The organism is Paenibacillus sp. FSL K6-1318 (assembly GCF_037976905.1).
GTDB lineage: Bacteria > Bacillota > Bacilli > Paenibacillales > Paenibacillaceae > Paenibacillus > Paenibacillus amylolyticus_A.
This window is the reverse complement of sequence record NZ_CP150270.1, coordinates 1,486,887-1,507,675: the sequence shown is the minus strand read 5'-3', so window position 1 is coordinate 1,507,675 and position 20,789 is coordinate 1,486,887. Positions and strand designations below refer to the sequence as shown.

General features: G+C 45.8%; 18 protein-coding genes. 4 read left to right on the top strand and 14 right to left on the bottom strand.

Going from position 1 to position 20,789, the window contains the following annotated elements; genetic code table 11:
* Window positions 1–188 precede the first annotated feature (188 nt).
* Both NYE45_RS06505 and NYE45_RS06500 read right to left on the bottom strand, forming a co-directional pair.
* The gene (locus NYE45_RS06505; protein WP_340016088.1) at window positions 189–1,355 is read right to left on the bottom strand and encodes a hypothetical protein; all 1,167 of its coding nucleotides are present in this window, start codon (window positions 1,353–1,355) and stop codon (window positions 189–191) included.
* Window positions 1,356–1,415: 60 nt separating this feature from the next.
* The gene (locus tag NYE45_RS06500; protein ID WP_145146444.1) at window positions 1,416–2,636 is read right to left on the bottom strand and encodes an amidohydrolase family protein; all 1,221 of its coding nucleotides are present in this window, start codon (window positions 2,634–2,636) and stop codon (window positions 1,416–1,418) included.
* Window positions 2,637–2,861: 225 nt separating this feature from the next.
* On the opposite strand from NYE45_RS06500, the gene NYE45_RS06495 reads away from it, so the two are divergent.
* Window positions 2,862–4,916: a helix-turn-helix domain-containing protein gene (locus NYE45_RS06495; protein WP_340016087.1), complete on the top strand. Its 2,055-nt coding sequence runs from the start codon at window positions 2,862–2,864 to the stop codon at window positions 4,914–4,916.
* Between the two features lie 5 nt (window positions 4,917–4,921).
* On the opposite strand, the gene NYE45_RS06490 is transcribed toward NYE45_RS06495, so the two are convergent.
* Complete coding sequence (locus NYE45_RS06490; protein ID WP_340016086.1) at window positions 4,922–5,788, bottom strand: AraC family transcriptional regulator; 867 nt, start codon at window positions 5,786–5,788, stop codon at window positions 4,922–4,924.
* Window positions 5,789–5,881: 93 nt separating this feature from the next.
* On the opposite strand from NYE45_RS06490, the gene NYE45_RS06485 reads away from it, so the two are divergent.
* Together NYE45_RS06485 and NYE45_RS06480 are read left to right on the top strand one after the other, a co-directional pair.
* Window positions 5,882–9,001: a glycoside hydrolase family 2 TIM barrel-domain containing protein gene (locus tag NYE45_RS06485; protein ID WP_340016085.1), complete on the top strand. Its 3,120-nt coding sequence runs from the start codon at window positions 5,882–5,884 to the stop codon at window positions 8,999–9,001.
* Window positions 9,002–9,303: 302 nt separating this feature from the next.
* On the top strand, window positions 9,304–9,924 hold the full coding sequence (locus tag NYE45_RS06480; protein ID WP_340016084.1) for a hypothetical protein: 621 nt from the start codon (window positions 9,304–9,306) through the stop codon (window positions 9,922–9,924).
* Between the two features lie 110 nt (window positions 9,925–10,034).
* Here NYE45_RS06480 and NYE45_RS06475 read toward each other — a convergent pair whose 3' ends face one another.
* From NYE45_RS06475 to NYE45_RS06425, 11 genes are all read right to left on the bottom strand, one after another.
* Window positions 10,035–10,382 carry a hypothetical protein gene (locus NYE45_RS06475; protein ID WP_340016083.1) on the bottom strand — a complete coding sequence of 116 codons (348 nt, stop codon included), beginning with the start codon at window positions 10,380–10,382 and terminating at the stop codon, window positions 10,035–10,037.
* A gap of 146 nt (window positions 10,383–10,528) precedes the next feature.
* Entirely contained in the window at window positions 10,529–11,587 is a 1,059-nt protein-coding gene (locus NYE45_RS06470) for an NAD(P)/FAD-dependent oxidoreductase (RefSeq protein ID WP_340016082.1), read from the bottom strand.
* Window positions 11,588–11,816: 229 nt separating this feature from the next.
* A complete protein-coding gene (locus NYE45_RS06465; RefSeq protein ID WP_169480155.1) occupies window positions 11,817–12,053 on the bottom strand; it encodes a hypothetical protein in 237 nt (78 codons plus the stop codon).
* A 122-nt stretch (window positions 12,054–12,175) separates the two neighbouring features.
* Window positions 12,176–12,616 (bottom strand): hypothetical protein, encoded by a 441-nt coding sequence (locus NYE45_RS06460; protein ID WP_340016081.1) that lies wholly within the window; start codon window positions 12,614–12,616, stop codon window positions 12,176–12,178.
* Between the two features lie 292 nt (window positions 12,617–12,908).
* Entirely contained in the window at window positions 12,909–14,543 is a 1,635-nt protein-coding gene (groL, locus tag NYE45_RS06455; RefSeq protein ID WP_340016080.1) for a chaperonin GroEL, read from the bottom strand.
* A gap of 73 nt (window positions 14,544–14,616) precedes the next feature.
* On the bottom strand, window positions 14,617–14,898 hold the full coding sequence (groES, locus tag NYE45_RS06450) for a co-chaperone GroES (RefSeq protein WP_017690077.1): 282 nt from the start codon (window positions 14,896–14,898) through the stop codon (window positions 14,617–14,619).
* Window positions 14,899–15,296: 398 nt separating this feature from the next.
* Complete coding sequence (tatC, locus tag NYE45_RS06445) at window positions 15,297–16,079, bottom strand: twin-arginine translocase subunit TatC (RefSeq protein ID WP_062833073.1); 783 nt, start codon at window positions 16,077–16,079, stop codon at window positions 15,297–15,299.
* Between the two features lie 78 nt (window positions 16,080–16,157).
* Window positions 16,158–16,406 (bottom strand): twin-arginine translocase TatA/TatE family subunit, encoded by a 249-nt coding sequence (tatA, locus tag NYE45_RS06440; protein WP_340016079.1) that lies wholly within the window; start codon window positions 16,404–16,406, stop codon window positions 16,158–16,160.
* Between the two features lie 210 nt (window positions 16,407–16,616).
* Window positions 16,617–17,102 (bottom strand): MogA/MoaB family molybdenum cofactor biosynthesis protein, encoded by a 486-nt coding sequence (locus tag NYE45_RS06435; protein WP_017690080.1) that lies wholly within the window; start codon window positions 17,100–17,102, stop codon window positions 16,617–16,619.
* Window positions 17,103–17,139: 37 nt separating this feature from the next.
* Entirely contained in the window at window positions 17,140–17,643 is a 504-nt protein-coding gene (gene moaC, locus NYE45_RS06430) for a cyclic pyranopterin monophosphate synthase MoaC (protein ID WP_303048966.1), read from the bottom strand.
* A 15-nt stretch (window positions 17,644–17,658) separates the two neighbouring features.
* A complete protein-coding gene (locus NYE45_RS06425; protein WP_340016078.1) occupies window positions 17,659–18,297 on the bottom strand; it encodes a 5-formyltetrahydrofolate cyclo-ligase in 639 nt (212 codons plus the stop codon).
* Between the two features lie 279 nt (window positions 18,298–18,576).
* Between NYE45_RS06425 and abc-f the strand changes: the two genes are divergently transcribed.
* Entirely contained in the window at window positions 18,577–20,535 is a 1,959-nt protein-coding gene (gene abc-f / locus NYE45_RS06420; protein ID WP_340017321.1) for an ABC-F type ribosomal protection protein, read from the top strand.
* Window positions 20,536–20,789 lie beyond the last annotated feature (254 nt).

Below are 20,789 nucleotides of genomic sequence, written 5' to 3'. Positions count from 1 at the left end.
GTTACACATTATGTATTCATCTATCATACCATCAACAGTAGAAATGAAGAAAAAAAGTGCCCTACCGGAGGACAATCCGATAGGGCCAGTCACACATCTATTTAACACGAGAAGGGGTTTACAAGACTTATCTTACCTTCACAACCTTAATGGAAACTGAAATTGGGATGAAAAGAACATCAATTTTTCTAAAGTGTCTTGATTAGTATGGACGCAATCAACACGGATGCTGTTGTGACCGTTGTGAATCCACCTACCAGCATCGGCGTTAAAATCTCATCGAGGATGGCTTTGCGTTCATTTTCATCACGTCCAACCGAACGGCTTACTTCCTCACAGATAATGTAGTCCCCCGGAAAGCCGAATAGTGCAGTCAATGCTACAGGCAGACCTTTGAGCGGGTCCCATTTGAACAGCTTGGAGCCAACAAATCCACCGATCAGCACCCCAATTACACCGATTGCGATAATGAACAACACTGGAATAATGGAACTCACCACCGCATCGAAAGTGATCGACTCCATACTTGTCATAACGACTACGATCAGACCTATCATCGCAATTCCCGATGTACTTGCTTTATCCAGAATACGAGATGGGAACAGTCCGATCAGATGTCCTAGAACCCCAAGTAACAGAGCCCAGATACTGTAGCTAAGACCGGTTACATTGCCCAGATAAATGGAGAGACTGCCCATAATGAACAAGAGCAACAGCAGAATAGGTGCGGTCTGGAAACGCTGTGGAAGGAATGTTTTGGCATTCGCTTCTTTAATGTTTACCTGGCCTTCTCCTGCAACCTTGTTCTCAAAAGCGCCCTGCTTCTGCAATTTTATCGCGTATCTGCGCAACATATTCGTTGCAATCGGCATCCCCACGAGGGAATGAATCCCCAGAATAACAGCCGGAATTGTAATCAGATGACCCAGGTTCATCTCCTGCAACTTCGTGGTTGTGATCAGATAAGAGATAATGCCACCGACAACCGGACTTGATCCGGCAACAGCCGTAGGATAACCATAGAACGGTGATACGATTAACAAAATGAGACCTGTCGCCGTGAGTGATGCAAACAATGAGATCAGTATTGCTTTATATTGGGAACGTATTAATTTCAGCGGTATTAATGTCCCCATGTGTACAATCAGCGGAGCCACCATGAGAGCCCCGAACGCCGTCAGAGCAGAGCTGGAGACCACTCCTTTGGGAAATAAACCCGCCCAGTTCAGCAGCAAATATCCGATCAGAATAACAAGCAAGGAAGGAATTCGCGCTTTGGACCAGATCGAAACCAGTTCCCCTATAGCTAAAATAACAAGTAATACTGTGGCGATATATATCGGTTGACTAAACATGGTGGCTTCTCCCCATTCTCTATGTTGTCAGTGCAGTTCAGTACACTAGAACCATCTATTTTATTTCAAGCGTTCACCTGATAAATAGACCTGTTCGATATTCTCTGTGTTTTCGAGCAGTCCAATATCCGTCAACGGGTTCACATTCAGTACCAGCAGATCAGCAGCTTTGCCAGGCTCAATCGTACCGATCTCCGCTTCCATCTGCATCGCTCTCGCCGCATCTCTCGTTGCAGCTACGATCGCTTCCATCGGCGTAAATCCAACATCTTCAACAAGCAATCGAAGTTCGAGCGCATTCCCGCCATGCTCAACAGGTGCACACGTGCAGAAATCTGTACCTACTGCAATGGTTACGCCTGCCTTACGCGCGATAATCATGTTCTCAATATGCTCCTGATATACACTTTTGGCTTTGCGGATGCCAAATTCGGGAACACCGTATTTATGCCCTTCTTTGATGATCCGATGTACAATGGCCAGCGTTGGAACCAGAACCGCCTTTTGATCCAGCATCATGCCAATGCCTTCTTCATCAATGTAGATCCCGTGTTCAATGGTGCGTACGCCCGCTTCCAGCGCATTTTTGATCCCCTGTGCACCTTGCGCATGTGCAGCCACATAAGACTGTACCGCTTCCGCTTCATACACGATTGCCTTCAGCTCATCCATGCGGAATTGCGACCAGCGAGGGTCATCTTTCTCCGAAAGTACCCCGCCTGTGGAGCACACTTTAATAAAATCCGCCCCTTCACGGAACTGCGTGCGTGTTGCCTTAATGACTTCCGGAACGCCGTCACACACGGTGAAGATATTCAGTTCCGTTGGAATCATATGGATATCTGCATGCCCACCCGTCTGAGAGAGCATATGACGGGAAGTTTTAATCCGTGGCCCTTTCACCACACCTTCCTTGATCAGATCGCGAATGTATACAGCAACATGGCTACCGACATCCCTGACGGTTGTAAAGCCCGCGTTGATTAGCTTCGGCAGATCCTGAAGTGCTCTCCCCATCTGAAGTTCATTGGCTTCCAGCGCCACCGCAGCCATATTCAGATTTTTGGCCCCGTGTACATGGACATGAGCATCAATTAATCCGGGCATTACCGTTTTGCCTGTTACATCAACAAGCTCGGCATGTTCCGGAATTGGAACGGTTGCCTTCGCGCCCGCAGCTATGAATTTCCCGTTCTCAACCAGAACCACACTATCGGAAACAGGTTCTCCACCTTGTCCATCAATCAACAATGCACCTACAAAAGCAGTAATTTGACTCATCTGTACTCCACCTCTCTACTGTTGTACTACGATGAAATTGTATCGTGTTAAAGTTAATGACATTATATAAGTTGCAAATGTATAATGTCATTGTTGATAGCAACAGCATTCTGATATCAATTATGTTGATATACACAATATAGAATATAAATTACACAGCATAGTGAAGATCATGTTATATATGTAAGCATTTTGCCATGTGAACACGAAAGGGGTACGTTTGCTATGATTCATGATGCGGTTCGCTCATTTATGGTTCAGGTCTTTGGATCTGCTCCGTACGGAATCTGGATTAAGGATGAATATGATTTCCAGTGGAATAACTGGCTGCGTGAAGGAGAGGTACCTGAATATACAGATCAAGAGCAGATCGAGTCTTCCTGGAAGATTCTCAGGTATACGTTTGTTTTTTTGTCCAATATCAACATTCGTGTGGTTATCGATACCCAGAAGCAACTTACTCTGCTACAGAGTGAACGTCTGGAGTCTTTGATTCGGGAAGGACTGCTGAAGCAGCAGATTGAGATGGAACGTGCGCACAATGATCGATGGTTGACCGGACTGCGGGAGCTGACCTGTTCCCTGGAGCTGAACGACTTGTTACTCAAAATCATGGAGAATGCGTTGCATGTCATCCCCTCCCTTTCCTGCGGACTGTTCATGATGGTTGATCCGGACTCTGGCAAGATGATTCCTAGAGCCAAGGTCGGTTTTCAGGATAGTGTGTATCAATATCAGGGCGAGCTGGATGAGGGCATTACGGGAAAAGTATACGAGGAAGGCATTGGCCGAATGTATAGCTCGCCGGATGATGCCTTTAAAGATATGGGCAATGTCAGTCAGGAGAATGCAGATATCATTGTAAGTTCACTGCCTGACGGTATTATGGCAAAAGGACTTATCGCCGTCCCCGTGACAATGAATACTCACAAAATCGGTGTAATGCTGGTATACCAATTTGAACAAAACAGACGATTTGCCCCACATGATCTGAATGTAATGCAGGGGTTTGCGGATCAGGCAGCCATTGCCATCTCCAACGCCACCATGTATTCAGAACTGCTGGAAACGAACCGATATCTCGTTAGCCGCAATGAAATCCATAATCAATTCACGGCACTTTCCATTGAACATGTGAGCCTTGGACATATCATTGAGACGGTTGGATCGATGCTGAAGCTCCCCACCTATTATGTGGACATGGCGAGAAATGACTGGTACCCGATCATCCCGGAAAGTGTCTTGCTAAGTGAGCTCGATATCTATACCGTTCTGGACAGTCAGTTTAACCCTATCACCTTATCCGGTGAAGCGGATCATAGCGATTATTACCTGTATCCGATTGTGAATGGATCTCTGGTGCTTGGCTGTTTTGCCATCCAATTAGATCATCCTTTAGGCCAGTTGGATCATGTGATTTTGGAACAAGGCGGAGCTATTGTGATGCTGGAGATGGTGAATACCTACTCACTCACCGAGATGTCCTATCGGAAAAACCATGATTTCTTCAGCGATCTGGTGCAGTATAGAGAACCTCAGCAGTTGGAGGCCCGACTTTCCAGCTTTCAGTTGCCAGCCCATCAGTCCTTGTTCGTCGCTCAATTGCAGCTCTATGGGGACCATCCCGATATGAAAACAACTGAAAATTGGGTGCGCAAGTTGATTGGATTTATCGAAAAGGAGCTGGGCACCCGCGAACATCTATTGTTCAGTGCACATCACAAAATTACGATTCTGGCTGCTGCATCCGAGCCAAAGGTCAGACACTGGATCATCAACAGGCTGGAAACGGCCGTGGAGAAATGGACCACCTCCAAGACTCCTGCCCTATCCATTGGCATTGGTGGGCTATATCAAGGGCTTGAATATGTGTCCAAAAGCAATGACGAGGCTACACGCTCGTTGTCCTTTTTGCTGAAACAAAACAAAGCGGGCCTGATGCTCTACGAAGAAATCGGGATCAATCGGCTGTTTCTGAATCAGGAACCGTCCGATATCGAGAACTACATTCACGAAATTCTGTCTCCTCTTCAACAGCAAAAGTCAGGAGAACTTGAACTCACACTCAAAACCTATATTGCCGCGAATCGTTCTGTGCAAACCACAGCCGAACGTCTGCATATTCATACTAATACGCTGTACCTGCGTCTGCGCAAAATAGAAGAGATTCTAGGTGTTGATCTGAACGATTCCGAGGGTTGGATGAAGGTGTATCTGGCATGTCATTTAAGTGAGGTGTACTCTGTTGCTCCTACCGCAAGTGGAGCATTGAAATTGTAACTTCATCAATTCAGTCCGTGCAGTTTGCGGAAACGCTCCGGACTCATGCCTGTATGCCTTTTGAACATCGCACAGAAATAACTGGCATTCTCGTAGCCCACCCGATCAGCAACTTCATAGATTCGGAGCTCTCTCTCACTGAACATGAGCTGTTTGCTCCGATTGATCCGTTCCTGGTTCACGTAAAATACAGGTCTGGTATGGAGCGCCTTCTGAAACAGTCTGCACAAATATTGAGGAGACACCACCGCCACATCGGCCAGTTCCTTCAGCGACAGTGAACGATCCAGATGCTCTGCGATATAACGCAGCACAGGCTTCAAGCGCTCCAGTTCATCATTATAGTTGGCAGATACGATGAGTAGTGGCTTCAGATCCAGCAACAGAGCATATAATTGTTTGGAACACTCCACATCGTAATCTGCGTAATCCGTATCACTGCCATTCTCACCTCTAACCAGAAGTTGCTCCAGTCCATGCAGCAGTGTGGCTGTCCGGAGTCTGCACACGCGTGAACCGGTAATACCCGCATAAGATAATAGCTGACTGGCCTCTCTCCCCTGAAACGAGACCCAAGCCAGCTCCCAGCGGTCACTGATGGGCATATATCGATGCGGGACATCAGGGTACAGCACGAAAACGTCACCTGGTCCGACGATGTACTCTTCGTCTTGTATAATTAGTCTCCCCTGACCATGAATGATCTGGTGGATCTGATAATCCGGGAATCCCTCTGGACGCTCAGTTTCATATTGGTGTTCCCAGTATCCAACCGTAGTCATATAGATCGGCAGGCGAGCAGCTTCTTCTGTTTTACCAAAAAAAATCCGGGTATCCATCCAGTACACCACTCTCTCCGTCGTTAGTTTCATATTGTGATATATATGGGCAATATTCTTTATTTTCTAAGTATCAATTCAATTCTATAATGACAATATTATAACATTTCAGAAGGAGTTGCTGTTATGCGAAAGAAACTAATACATACCCCTCCGGCGAATGGATACCCGGAATGGAACAACAATCCCGAAACTTTTCAAGTAGGCCGTCTACCCGCACATGCGTCTATGGTAGCGTTTCCATCTGTGGAAGAAGCCTTATCCAATGAATCCAGTGCATCACCGTGGTACGAATCGCTGAATGGTCTGTGGAAGTTTGCCTTTGCGGAGACTCCGGAGCAACGGATTTCATCCTTTTATGAGAACAACTATGATGCCACTGACTGGGACGAGATCGCCGTTCCTTCCAACTGGCAGCTACAAGGTTACGATTATCCCCAATATACGAATATGACGTATCCGTGGGTCGAGCGTGAGCCTGAACTGAAGCCACCATTTGCACCAACAACTTATAATCCGGTGGGTTCGTACATCCGTACGTTTACGGTTCCTGGTGACTGGAAAGACCGGCCTGTCCTGCTACACTTTGAGGGCGTTGAATCTGCCTTCTATGTATGGGTCAACGGGGAATTGGTCGGTTATAGCGAGGACACGTTCACACCCGCTGAGTTTGATATCACTCCGTATCTAACGGAAGGTGAGAACAAGCTGGCTGTAGAGGTATACCGCTGGTGTGATGCGAGCTGGCTGGAGAATCAGGATTTCTGGCGGTTAAGCGGCATATTCCGTGGTGTATACCTGCATTCACCTTCACCAGTTCAGATCGCCGATTTCTTTGTTCGTACCGAACTGGATGATGCGTATCAGGATGCGGAGCTACTGCTGGATATGAAATTATTTAATCATAATGCCGCGCAGACCACTGCCGTATTGTCCGTTCATGCACAGCTCTATGATGCACAGCAACAGACTATATTGAAACAGCCACTTACTGCGGCCGTTACGTTCCAGGGCGAGGATGAACTTTCATTTAAGTTGTCAGCAGAGGTTATCCAACCGCTTCTATGGAGCGCTGAGTCCCCTCATCTATATACACTTGTGCTGTCCATTCAGAACGAATCAGGCGAAACGCTGGAGGCTGTTCGCAGCCGCATTGGATTCCGCAAGTTTGAATTGAAAGACGGCCTGATGCAAATCAACGGCAAACGCATTGTGTTCAAAGGTGTGAATCGTCATGAATTTTCCCCGGATACCGGTCGAGCCATTGGGCGGGAAGACATGATCCGTGACATCGAACTGATGAAGTCCTATAACGTTAACGCCGTGCGCACATCCCATTATCCGAATCAGTCACTCTGGTACGAACTGTGTGATGAATATGGCCTCTATGTCATTGACGAAACGAATTTGGAGACCCACGGTACGTGGTACTATGGGCAAAAGGAAATGAACGAGAATAACATTCCCGCGAGCAAGCCGGAATGGCGTAATAACGTAATCGATCGCTGTAACTCGATGTTCCAGCGGGACAAAAACCATGCATCCGTTATTATCTGGTCTCTGGGTAATGAGTCCTTCGGCGGCGATAACTTCATCGCCATGTACGATTATCTGAAACAAGTCGATCCAACCCGTCTGGTTCATTATGAAGGGACTTTCCACTATCGCCCTTCCGATTCGGCAAGCGACATTGAATCGACGATGTATATCAGTCCTGAAAATGTGGAGAATTATGCTCGCATGCAAGGACCGAAGAAACCTTATATTATCTGCGAATACAGCCATGCCATGGGTAACTCCTGCGGTGGTCTGCATCTGTATTGGGATTTGTTCGATAAATATGATGTGTTGCAGGGTGCATTCATCTGGGACTGGGTCGATCAGTCCATTCGTACCACTACGGCAGACGGTGTCGAATATTTCGCTTATGGCGGTGATTTCGGTGAATCCCCTCATGATGGCAATTTCTGCGGAAACGGACTGATTCTGGCCGATAAGACGGTTACGCCGAAGCTGGAAGAAGTGAAGAAATGTTATCAAAACGTTCGTATGGAAGCTATTGATATAAAAGATGGCCTGCTGCGCATCCGAAACCAGTTCCTGTTCACGGATCTGAGCGAATATTCACTCGTGTGGACAGTGACACACGATGGTGTATCCGTAGAGAACGGCACGCTCGATATCGCAGTACCTCCTGGCGAATCGGTTGAAGTCCGTATTCCATACACGCCATCGTCCGATTTGTTCAAGGAAGCGGTGCTGACTGTATCTCTGGTTACGAAAGTTGCAACCAAATGGGCAGGAGTAGGTCATGAGATTGCCTGGGATCAGTTCGTGGTATCTCCACGATTGCGTCCAATTCAACCGATGCGTCAAGGACAAAACAATGCACCGCAGGTACAGGACCTGCAAGATGAATTGAAAGTGACTACAGACCAAGTCACGTTGAGCTTCAATCCAGCTACTGGCACGCTCACGTCCTATCAGATCAACAATCAGGAGCAATTGCTCGCACCTGTCCGCCCGAATTTCTGGAGAGCCATGACAGATAATGATATGGGGAACAGACTGAATGAGCGTTCTGCCTTCTGGAGAGATGCTCATGCTACCAGCAGACTAATTCGCTTCGAGCACCATGTAGACGAACAAGGCATTCTCGTGACGACCGATTACACGTGGGATCAACATCCGGGATGTACGCTGTCCATCTCGTACCGAATCGATCCGGACGGTGTATTGAATATCAGTCAAACCCTTATTCCAGGCGAAGGCCTTCCCGATCTACCGGAATTCGGTATGCTGCTGCAACTGAATAAAAGCTTGGATACCATTTCTTGGTACGGCAGAGGGCCACACGACAACTATGCAGACCGTCTAACTAGTGCACGTCTCGGCTATTACACGGGTGCGGTTCGTGATCAATTTGTTCCATATCTGAAACCACAGGAGTGTGGTAACAAAACCGATGTACGCTACGCTGAAATTACGTCAGCGGATGGTCAAAGTGGCTTACACGTTGAAGCCAACATACCATTTGAGATCAATGCGTTGCCGTGGACACCTGAGGAATTGGAAGCAAACGACCATGTGTACAAATTACCTCAAAGCAAACAGACTGTGGCACGCATCAATTACAAACAAATGGGTGTCGGTGGAGATGACAGCTGGGGTGCTCGCACACATGCTGAATACACCTTGCCAGCCAATCGCGCGTATCACTTCACCTTTACGGTAAGACCTGTATAACATCAAGCAAGCACTGCTGGCAGTACGCCGGCAGTGCTTTTTTTGTTGGGGCAGTGAATATTGGAAGTTTGAACTTTTTGATGGAACCATTATAATGAATGGGGCACAAATTGAATTGTGCCAGCTGAATAGGCCCAATTTTACATATATCCTTTTGAGCTACAGATGTTGAGACACACCCATTAAGCATTTGATACAGTACTATTCCAAATACCCGTCTACTACGAGGTGAGCATGTGCAATACCTTTTTACAGTCATCTTTATTCTTGGCTTACTTTCTTTCTTGGGATTTCTTGTTCTGATGATCTTATCTATTCGCAAAGGTAATAGGTTGCCGATCAGATACATTTTTCTAACGACGGCCTGTTTTGCGATTGCTTCAATAGGGCTGTATGGCATGCTGACTTTATCTTCAAACTCAACTCAGCCTGAAATGGATCAGCCTTCTTCACCCCAGATTAAACTTTCTGGCCTCCATATGACTACCGATGAATTTAAAAACAAGTTTAATGGCGCCGTTGGCAAATATCGACTGAATGGTTTGAGTATTACCCGCTTGGATATGAAAGACTCTTCCGGGCAGGGCACTGGCACTTTCGAGTATGTATTCAATGACGAATTGCACTTGGTTGGTGCAGTGAATGCAGATGTGAGCATACAGGAAGTCAGGTTATATGCAACTGGTGATACGAGCGAACCAACGGGTGGAATTCTTTTGACTTCTATCGCCACGCTAATTCTCACAACCAATAGTGAATACACGTATAACGATGCACAAAATGTCATCCAGGATATCGGTATATTGGATCGCGATGTGAATCAGCGTGATTTCGATGGGGCGACAGTTCGAAATGGATTGGAATATCGCTTCAGCGTACAGGATTCTGAGCACTCTACTTTTGTAATAACTGTTGCGAAGTGAGGCTCAATTGTAAAAAGGCCGCTCTATGAAGGAACGGCCTTACGTGTGATATGTACTATAGGAATGTAGTTGCCACCAAACCAATGATGAACACCTCCACCATGCGAGAGTTATTCAAAAGTTACAATCTCGCTTTGATTGTTCCAACTCATTTTAAAGGTAATCGGATTTTTGATTTTCTCCGTCTCCGTAATTGTTCCCGACATCGTGAACGGTACCCCTTCTTCTTCAAGTGATTTCCCCTGTTGTGATAAATTGTTGCCAGTAAGGTCAAACACAAAATCCTTTATACGCTTTTCATCACCGATGTAGGTTATAGTATAGATCCCTGTCGATCTCTGAAGAGATATATTCCAGTTATCGCTCTTTCCGCGGATTATATCATCCGCACCACAAGCTGAGACAATAGATATAAGCACTATAACACAAAGAATCATTGGCAGTTTAAATAATTTCATCAAATCCCTCCTTTTAGGAATATACCCAAAAATGTGAGTTATGATATTTGCTAATCATTCCAGATATCTAATCTATATAAGTTGAACTAAAGTTATTTACACAGACACTACGATGACAGAATAACCTTTCAATCACTTTATATAGTTTAATGTGACTTACCTTTGATATGGCTAACGATTCTCTGAGCATCGTACATGACCCATCCCAACAATGCAGAACCTCGGGATGTTTGCCAAGGTAGTCCTACAAAGTACAGTCCAGCAACCGGTGATACGCCTCTCTCGTGTATAATTACACCTTGGGAATCAAAAGCAGCATTGATATCGATCCAACCGTCATTTCGCTTAAACCCAGTCGCCCAGATAATATTGTCTATTTGTGTCTCACTACCATCCTCATATAGGATGCGGTCATCTATTGCATTAATGGCACGTGGGCGCAGGTTAACTTTTCCCTGGGTCATCAATTCTTTTAACTCATAGCCATATACGTACTCAGGCTGATTTCGCAACCATTTTCCAACCTTACGATCTGCACTTGCACGTAATATTCCGAGCTTTTCAAAATACCAGAATATACTTCGTTTCATGATATGCACAGGCCTAAAGGTTATATTTCGAGCTATGGATATGTATACGGTCTGTTTATCATCTGATGCTAATTCTACGGCGATTTGGGCACCTGAATTGCCTCCACCTACAACTCCTGTTGTTCCAGGAAGCAATTGAGAGATATTTTTATACTCTGAAGAATGAAGCTGAATTACACTCTCGGATAATGACTTTGCAAAAGGTGGGACATTCTTGGTCTGGAAAGGTCCCGTCGCAACGATAATATTGCGCGCTTCGATCATTCCATCATTGGTTTCGGCATAGTACACCTCATCTTGCTTCGATAGACGAAAGATTGAACAGTTTAACTTTATAGGAAGATGCATTTGCTTGGCGTAACTTTCCAAATAATCTGCAATTTCATCTTTGCTTGGCAAGCTATTTTTATTACCACTAAGAGGCATTCCCGGTAAGCCATCATACATTCGTGGGGTAAAAAGACGCAAGGAATCGTATCGTTTACGCCAAGATTCTCCGACAGATGAGGCAGCGTCAACGATTAAAAAGGTTAACCCCGACTGTTGGAGATAGTAACCTGTTGCCAAGCCTGCTTGCCCAACTCCGATAACCAATACATCATACATATGTCTCATCTCCAATATCATTTATGTATAAATATATGAACACTCATTCATATGATTATTTTACTTAACAACTGTCTGTTTAGCAATAGATGCAAATATCAGTACTTTTTTCAAAAAAATTAATATTAAAAAGACTCCCTCACGGGAGCCATTACTTATTGCAGCGTAGGTTGCATGTAACTTAACTTTGATGCTAAGTATGATATGTTTGTTCGTTCGTTCGTTCGTTCGTTAGTTATTACCTGGTGTATCTATCGATGTCATCGTTCGCAGACTGATGCTCTCTTCTATGATGATCTTCATGCTGACGAACGTCGTTCTTTAACTTTGCTAAGAATCCCCACCCCATAAAGGCAAGTAAAAGCACGGTAATTAGTGCATAAGCGAAGCTATATAGATTCATAAAGAAGTTGATAAAAATTGCAGCGAGCATCAAGCCCAGAATCCATAATACCCACTTCGTACCCTTTCTCAAATCATTTCCTCCTCAAATAGTTCCTAATAAACCTTCTATGTATCACTGTACATACGAAATGATAGAAACAAGGTTTCAATCTCAGGGCTTCAAATCTGCATTTAGAAAGAATTCCCTAATCTTTAATTAACATCAATTCCAAGAGAAACATCCAGTATGCCCGACATCCCTTGTGCAGAAGAGGTGTTCACATAATACCCACCAGTCGACAACGCTTTGTCAATAAAATATGTATGCTCTTCTCCATCTGCTGGGACAATGCCAGACGTTATTGTGGTCCCACTTGTAGATCCTTCATTAATCGTAAACGTGAAGTGTTTCGAACCCGTGTTTTTAAAACTTGCTTTTACATATCCAAATCCTGCTGGAATATCAAACCGATGCGTGCTAGCTGTACCTGCAAAATCCTCATTATTAATTACTGTTAATGTCGTTGATGGAGTACTTCTCGGTTCATTTGCTTTTACAAATCTTCCTTCAGAATTGGAAGTGAAATTATAAATAAAGATAATAACAGCAGCAGACACTAAAACTGCCACTATCATTTTTTGAATATGTTTCATGATATAATGCCTCCATATCTCTTAATACTAACCTTCATCATACAACTGCAAATATTCCCTATGCAATAGATAACGCAAAACTACGAAAGTGAAAATGAGAAATCCTCCACATCAGTGACTTTGATTATAAGAATATTCAACAACACAAAAAACCACTCCTTAATAGATATTAAGAAGTGGTTTTTGTAATAATTATAGTTTGTATCAGTGACTGCTTCATAAATCCTCGTCACATCGTAACAAGAATTCACTCTGCCAGGCACATAATGCTTTAAAGGTTTTTACACCTTTATTACATCATGCCGCCCATTCCACCCATACCGCCCATGTCAGGCATTCCGCCACCAGCACCTGCTGGTTCTGGTTTGTCAGCGATAACTGCTTCAGTAGTCAAGAACATTGCTGCTACGGAAGCAGCGTTTTGCAATGCATAACGAGTTACTTTCGCAGGGTCAACGATACCAGCTTCGATCATGTTAACCCACTCGCCAGTTGCAGCGTTGAAGCCGATGCCTGTTTGTTCTTTTTTCAGACGTTCCACGATTACGGAACCTTCTTCGCCAGCGTTAGCTGCGATTGTGCGGATTGGTGCTTCCAGAGCACGCAGGACGATGTTTACGCCTGTTTGCTCGTCACCGGACAGAGCTACAGCCGCAACCGCGCTATATACGTTCATGAGCGCTGTACCACCACCGGATACGATACCTTCTTCAACCGCAGCGCGAGTTGCGTTCAGGGCATCTTCGATGCGAAGTTTGCGTTCTTTCAATTCTGTTTCAGTAGCCGCACCGACTTTGATTACTGCTACACCGCCGGACAATTTAGCCAGACGCTCTTGCAGTTTCTCTTTGTCGAACTCGGAAGTTGTTTCTTCCAGTTGTGTACGGATTTGGCTAACACGTGCATCGATATCGGATTTGTTACCAGCACCGTCAACGATGATTGTGTTTTCTTTTGTTACACGGATTTGACGAGCTGTACCCAGTTGTTCCACAACAGCGGATTTCAGGTCCAGACCCAGTTCTTCCGTGATCAATTGGCCACCAGTGAGGGCAGCGATATCTTGCAGCATTGCTTTACGACGGTCACCGAATCCTGGAGCTTTAACAGCTACAGCATTGAATGTACCACGCAATTTGTTCACAACCAGCATAGCCAGTGCTTCGCCTTCGATATCTTCAGCGATCAATACCAGCGGTTTGCCTTGTTGAACGATTTTCTCAAGCAATGGCAGGATGTCCTGTGTGCTGGAGATTTTTTTGTCTGTGATCAGGATATACGGATTGTCCAAAACAGCTTCCATTTTGTCCGTATCTGTGATCATGTAAGGAGAGATGTATCCACGGTCGAATTGCATACCTTCAACCACTTCAAGCTCAGTAGCGAATCCACGGGATTCTTCTACAGTGATAACACCGTCTTTACCTACTTTTTCCATAGCTTCAGCGATCAGTTCGCCTACTTCTTCGTCAGCTGCAGAGATTGCTGCAACTTGTGCGATGGATTGTTTGGTTTCAACCGGTTTGGAGATGGATTGCAATTCAGCAACCGCAGCTTTAACCGCTTTGTCGATACCTTTGCGGATACCAATTGGGCTAGCGCCTGCAGTTACGTTTTTCAGACCTTCTGTGATCAGCGCTTGCGCCAATACAGTTGCTGTTGTAGTACCGTCACCGGCAACATCGTTGGTTTTCGTTGCTACTTCTTTAACCAGTTGTGCACCCATGTTCTCGAATGCATCTTCCAGTTCGATTTCTTTAGCAATGGTTACACCATCGTTAGTGATGAGCGGGCTTCCGAATTTTTTCTCCAGAACCACGTTACGGCCTTTAGGACCGAGTGTTACTTTTACTGCATTAGCCAATGCGTCCACACCACGAAGCATGGAGCGACGAGCGTCTTCACTGAATTTAATGTCTTTAGCCATGTTAAGAAAACCTCCCTAGTTTTTGTTGGAAAATGGTACTGCTATATGGTTCGGTTATCCGATTAAATTTGAATTAGTCGAGAATCGCGTGAATATCGCTTTCTTTCATAATCAAATATTCTTTACCTTCGAATTTAATTTCTGTACCGGCATATTTGGAGAAAATAACGCGATCTCCTTCTTTCACTTCCAGAGCCACACGTACGCCGTCTTTCAATACTCCTGCACCAACTGCAATGATTCTACCCTCTTGCGGTTTTTCTTTGGCGGAGTCCGGGAGTACGATCCCGAAAGAAGTTGTTTGCTCTTGCTCCAGTGGTTCTACCAATACGCGTTCACCTAAAGGTCTGATCATGAAAAATAGCCTCCTTTTGAAATTATATAACGTTACATTGTAGGTTGTAGCCATATGTATTAGCACTCGACAGTGTTTAGTGCTAACAACCAACTTTATGATACTCAACTTGAAGCATGATTTCAAGTCCTTTTGACGAATTCCTGCGAGAATTTACGTTGAATTTACACCAACACAACCAAATAACACCCGGTGTGCCTGGATAAATGTTGCAACTCGCTACTCTTATTCTACGAAATTCTTAAGCCCCTCTGCAACGTTAGCAGACAGTCCCTTTCCCATTGTATCCATTGCTGAACATATTATGCCTGCTTGTCCTGCCTTGTGTGGACAGTCTACAAAAATAGCCCGGATAAGAACAGACCGTCTTTTCCGGGCACATTGCAGATCAGCCTCATTCAGCCTGCATGCTTCTTATCCTCAGCACGAACGTAGCGGGATTCAATCTCTTGATCGGCCGCAAGCTGCTTGCGATATACGATTGCAGATAAAAGCACACTGATCTCATATAACAGGAGTAAGGGAATCATCACCAGAAGATCGGATATGAAGTCTGGCGGTGTAATAACCACTGCAATGAAGATCAAGACAAAATAAGCGACTCTACGCATCTTGCGAAGACGAATTGGATTCAGAATCCGCAGTCCTGTCAGAAACATAATAAGTAAAGGAAGCTCAAATAACAGGGACACAGGCAACACAATGCCAAACAGGAAGCTGAAATACTGTTTCATCCCGTAGGTCTCCACAAGCCCCATCTTCTCCGTAATCGCTGTTGTGAATGCGAGTGCCATCGGAAATATGACATAATACGAGAAAGCCATACCTATAAGAAATAACAGAAACACATAGGGCACATACTTCAGCGTTGCTTTTCGCTCGCGCGGCTTTAGCCCTGGACTAACAAACTTCCAGATTTGATACACCGTAAACGGCAGCGTAATGATAAGTGAAAACAAACCAGCAATCTTCATGTAGATGCCAATCCCGTCCCAGAACGAGAAAGCATGCAATACAAAACCTTTAGCCGACTCTGACTTGGTCAGATATTGATATACCGGGTCCGCCACGAAAAATCCTGCAATCAGTCCCAGCACAAAAATGCTTAATACGTAGATCAGCCGCTTCCGCAGCTCGCTCAGATGTTCCGTAATCGACATTTCTTCCATTTGCTGCGTCATGCCTGCCCCCCATTATTGCCAGCTTAAAATACAAAACCCTTCCGGCAGGAAGGGATTTCTCTTTCATTGCCGTCAAGATTATTCCGGCAGGCGTTTATCAGCAGGCTTGTCTGCAGGTGTGCTCTCAGCCGCCAGCGGTTTCGCTTTCTCCTGCTCTTTGCGATTGGAGGCGTCATCCTCAGAGATAATCTCACGAGCGCCCTCTTTGAATTCACGGAAGGTACGCCCAACTGCACGTCCCAGTTCCGGAAGTTTGTTGGGTCCAAACAACAACAATGCAATCACGGCCAGCAAAATAAAACCCGTTGGTCCAATGGAACTAAACATTGATATTCCTCCTCGTCTTCAAGGTTCAAAGATGCGCATATTCGGCCATACGGTCATAGATGTCTCTGCTGCGTTCTTAAATTAAGCCCATCATACCACAGATGTAACCACTTACATAACCCGCAATATTCACAAATAAGAGATATCACATTTTCCAACCAACAACGATTTATGTCTAGTCAAATATAATGCCTAAGAGTCCGTACCCGCTTATTGCTTGAACTGCCCCGTAACCATGAGCAGCGCTTCCGGAAGCTGATCCATAATGGCAGCCAGATGTTCATGCACACCCTTTGGTGTACCTGGCAGATTGACAATCAGCGTGCGTCCACGAATACCACATACACCACGGAACAGCATGGCAGAACGGTTTTTGCTCATTACACTGTAACGCATGGCCTCTGCCATCCCAGGAACTTCCCGTTCAATCACGCGACGGGTCGCCTCCGGAGTAATATCACGAATGGCCAGCTCCGTACCACCGGTAGTCAGCACCAGATCGGCGTGAAAATAATCCGTCATCTCAATCAAAGCCGCAATAATCTCATCGGGTTCATCCGGAACGATGCGATACTCCACGATTTGACCACCCAGCTCTTCTTCCACCAGTTCCCGAATGACTTGTGCACTCGTATCCTCACGTTCCCCGCGGGCTCCTTTGTCGCTGGCTGTCAGGATTGCTGTTCTCCACACCATAAAGATCACCCTTCTCCTCTATGAAAATAAATATTGCTTATCGGCTGTAATCGCCGTTTTTGCCACCACTCTTGGAATTCAGCATGGTTGGACCGATAATCATATCTTTTTGCATCGCCTTGCACATGTCATAGACCGTCAGTGCTGCAGCCGAGGCAGCCGTGAGCGCCTCCATTTCAACACCCGTTTTACCTTCCGTTTTGACAGTGACTTCAATGTGTAATTCATCCACTCCGTTATCATGAAAACGAATATCCACACCCGTCAGTGCCAAGGGATGGCACATCGGAATCCAGTCCGACGTTTTCTTTGCGCCTTGAATCCCGGCAATCTGAGCCACAGCCAGAACGTCACCTTTGCCGATTCGGCCCTCCCGAATCGCTTCCAGTGTATCTGGATTCATCGTCACTTTCGTTACGGCCACAGCCGTACGTACGGTAATTTCCTTACCCGAAATATCAACCATCCGGGCCCGCCCCTGCTCATTAAAATGGGTCAGTTTGCCACCGGAAGCCTGGCCGTTATTCGCTTCTGAACTCAATCACATCACAACCCTTTATTCGATATGTAATATACCTTCGGTTGTTATCAACAGATCAATCCGCAGATCGAGCAGGTCCATCGGAATCTCATCCTGTAGCTGACCCGGCAATACCATTGCAGCCATCAACGGTTTCTTGTCCGTCATCGCACATTGTGCTGCAAGCGTCTCGGCAAAACGGTCATAATAACCGCCGCCATAACCAATGCGCCCTCCATGTAGATCATAACCAAGCCCAGGTACCAGAACGAGATCGATATCCGGCCAATCTTCAGGTGAAAGAACTTCACAGGCATCCTTGGGTTCTGGTATGCCCCATATGCCTGGCTCCAAATCCTGTTCTCCGGTTACTTGCCTCAGTTCCATTCGGGGTGGATTCGCCAATACCTTCGGTGCTAACATCACATCTCCATGATTCCAGCCCTCTTGAAACAGAAACGCTGTGGATGCTTCGCTTCCATAGGACAAATAACTGAATATAACGAGTGGTCTGTTCACGACCTTCCGCTTGGCCTGTCTCAGGCGCTCCAACTCCCGCTTCATTCCAGCATTAATCTTAGTCATTGCCTGCTGACGCATGCTCGCATCCATCAAGTCGCGGCTCTGTCTCAGTCTGGATCGAAGCTGGCTTTTCAGTTCCGCATGATCCTGCATATCCTTGAATAACCTCCTGTTGATAGGGAAGGTAGAAAAAAGCTCTCATTAAAAACATTTTATATGTTATGACCAGATGTCATCTTGTTGAAATGGTTAAAATGATTCATTTTCTGCAAAATCCTCATGTAATAACATGCCTTCTTTCAGTTTATCATTGATTGATCAAAAAGACTACATGCCCCATGCGTTCCCAATCGGTGCAATTGCTCTGTATTTCATGTAAACTGGGATATAGTTGTCATATCAAGAACTGGACCTATGGAGGAACTTAATTTTATGCTGCTGCAAGTATCCGGAATTATCAAACGTTTTGGTGTCGATCCAATCCTGGACGGCGTGAACTTACAAATATTAGAACGTGAACGCATCGGCCTCGTTGGTGTAAACGGTGCAGGGAAATCCACTTTGCTCAAAATCGTGGCGGGTGAAATGTCTTATGACGGAGGACAGATTTTCAAATCCAAAGAAACGACGCTCGGTTACCTGGCTCAGAACAGCGGGCTGCAATCCAACCGCAGCATTTGGGAAGAAATGATGAACGTCTTCACTCACCTGACACAGGCTGAAGCCGATTTGCGTCAGATGGAACGCGATATTGCCGACCCTGCCCAGATGGAAGACGAGAAAAAGTATGCTGACCTGCTGGAACGTTATGCGAAACGCTCCGATTGGTTCAAGGACCATGGCGGTTATGAGATGGAAACCCGCATTCGCAGCGTACTGCACGGGATGGGATTCGGCGAATTTTCGCCAGACACCCCCATTGCTACTCTGAGCGGCGGGCAGAAGACACGTCTTGCGCTTGCTCGTATTTTGCTTCAGGCACCCGATCTGCTCATGCTGGACGAGCCTACCAACTATCTCGATATCGCCACCCTTACTTGGTTGGAAGATTATCTGAGAGGTTATTCAGGCGCACTGCTCGTGGTATCCCATGACCGGTACTTCCTTGATCGACTCGTAACCACCATCGTGGAGATCGAACGTCACCGCTCCAAAAAATACACGGGCAATTACAGCCGTTATATGGAACTCAAAGCTGCCGAGTATGAAACTCAGATGAAGCAATATGAGAAACAGCAAGGTGAAATCTCCAAGATGGAGGATTTTGTTCAGAAAAACATTGTACGTGCCTCGACGACCAAGCGGGCGCAAAGCCGCCGCAAGGCCCTCGACAAAATGGAGCGCCTTGATAAACCGATGGGAGATTTGAAAAAAGCCCATTTTTCCTTCGAAACCGCCGTTATGTCAGGCAAGGAAGTGCTTCGAGTGGATCAGCTGTCCGTCGCTTATGACGAGGCTTCTCCATTGTTCCGCAACGTATCCTTCGATCTGCGGCGCGGGGAAACCGTTGCCCTAATTGGTCCAAACGGTATTGGTAAATCCACCATGCTGAAGTGTCTCACCGGAAGTTTACGTCCGGTAACCGGGGATATCCAATGGGGAACAAAAGTGCAGATTGGCTATTATGATCAGGAACAGACGGGGCTCACTCCGTCCAACACGGTTCTGGAAGAACTGTGGAGTGCCTATCCCGGGATGGAAGAAGCACGTATTCGGACCGTACTGGGGAACTTCTTGTTCAGCGGTGACGATGTGCTTAAGAAAATCTCCTCCCTCAGCGGCGGTGAGAAAGCACGTGTCTCTCTCTCCAAGTTGATGCTGAAGGAAGCCAACATGCTCATTCTGGATGAGCCTACGAACCATCTCGACCTGTTTGCCAAAGAAGTGCTGGAAGCCGCATTAATGGATTATGAAGGCACCCTGCTGTTCATCTCCCATGACCGGTACTTCCTCAACAAAATGGCTGAACGCATTGTCGAGCTTCATCCAGGTGGAACGGAACACTATCTCGGAAATTATGATGATTATGTGGAGAAGAAACAGGAGCTTGAGGACATCGCACGCGAAGCTGCTGAGGCACGTCAGGCTTCGTCCAAGAACTCGTCCAAATCCGATCTGAGTACATCCACAACCGAAAAATCTGGAGCTGCTTCATTCGAAGCGGAAAAACAGGCGAAGCGTGAAGAGCGTAACCGTCAACGCAAGCAGGAAGCTCTGGAACAGCAGATTGCGGAGTTGGAAACGAAGATTACAGAACTTGAGGAGCAGATGGCTCTGCCTGAAATCTATCAGGATTATATGAAGCTTCAAGAACTCCAGCAACAGTCGGATGAACACAAGGCACAACTTACCAAAGCGTACGAAGAATGGGAAGAACTAGCCATGGAATAGTACGAATAGTAGAGACTCAGACCATGACTTGATCGCGTCCATACAAGTATAGTTGTACCACCGGCTGATTCCTTATTGGGATCAGCTTTTTGTGTGTTGAGGATGAGTATTGAAGCTAGGCATATTTCGATCCTTATGTTCTTTATGTTCCTTGAGATTGAACCTAACATACGGAGGTTAGCGGGAGCTGTTTTGACTTTTGTCAAATTTACTCGAATGAAGAGAAATATTTTTATCCCCCTTTTCCTCACACT

Bases quoted from the DNA above. Each gene is read 5' to 3' on its own strand.
- NYE45_RS06505 (WP_340016088.1), bottom strand. From the start codon at position 1,355: ATGTTTAGTCAACCGATATATATCGCCACAGTATTACTTGTTATTTTA.
- NYE45_RS06500 (WP_145146444.1), bottom strand. From the start codon at position 2,636: ATGAGTCAAATTACTGCTTTTGTAGGTGCATTGTTGATTGATGGACAA.
- NYE45_RS06495 (WP_340016087.1), top strand. From the start codon at position 2,862: ATGATTCATGATGCGGTTCGCTCATTTATGGTTCAGGTCTTTGGATCT.
- NYE45_RS06490 (WP_340016086.1), bottom strand. From the start codon at position 5,788: ATGAAACTAACGACGGAGAGAGTGGTGTACTGGATGGATACCCGGATT.
- NYE45_RS06485 (WP_340016085.1), top strand. From the start codon at position 5,882: ATGCGAAAGAAACTAATACATACCCCTCCGGCGAATGGATACCCGGAA.
- NYE45_RS06480 (WP_340016084.1), top strand. From the start codon at position 9,304: ATGATCTTATCTATTCGCAAAGGTAATAGGTTGCCGATCAGATACATT.
- NYE45_RS06475 (WP_340016083.1), bottom strand. From the start codon at position 10,382: ATGAAATTATTTAAACTGCCAATGATTCTTTGTGTTATAGTGCTTATA.
- NYE45_RS06470 (WP_340016082.1), bottom strand. From the start codon at position 11,587: ATGAGACATATGTATGATGTATTGGTTATCGGAGTTGGGCAAGCAGGC.
- NYE45_RS06460 (WP_340016081.1), bottom strand. From the start codon at position 12,616: ATGAAACATATTCAAAAAATGATAGTGGCAGTTTTAGTGTCTGCTGCT.
- groL (WP_340016080.1), bottom strand. From the start codon at position 14,543: ATGGCTAAAGACATTAAATTCAGTGAAGACGCTCGTCGCTCCATGCTT.
- groES (WP_017690077.1), bottom strand. From the start codon at position 14,898: ATGATCAGACCTTTAGGTGAACGCGTATTGGTAGAACCACTGGAGCAA.
- tatC (WP_062833073.1), bottom strand. From the start codon at position 16,079: ATGACGCAGCAAATGGAAGAAATGTCGATTACGGAACATCTGAGCGAG.
- tatA (WP_340016079.1), bottom strand. From the start codon at position 16,406: ATGTTTAGTTCCATTGGACCAACGGGTTTTATTTTGCTGGCCGTGATT.
- NYE45_RS06435 (WP_017690080.1), bottom strand. From the start codon at position 17,102: ATGGTGTGGAGAACAGCAATCCTGACAGCCAGCGACAAAGGAGCCCGC.
- NYE45_RS06425 (WP_340016078.1), bottom strand. From the start codon at position 18,297: ATGCAGGATCATGCGGAACTGAAAAGCCAGCTTCGATCCAGACTGAGA.
- abc-f (WP_340017321.1), top strand. From the start codon at position 18,577: ATGCTGCTGCAAGTATCCGGAATTATCAAACGTTTTGGTGTCGATCCA.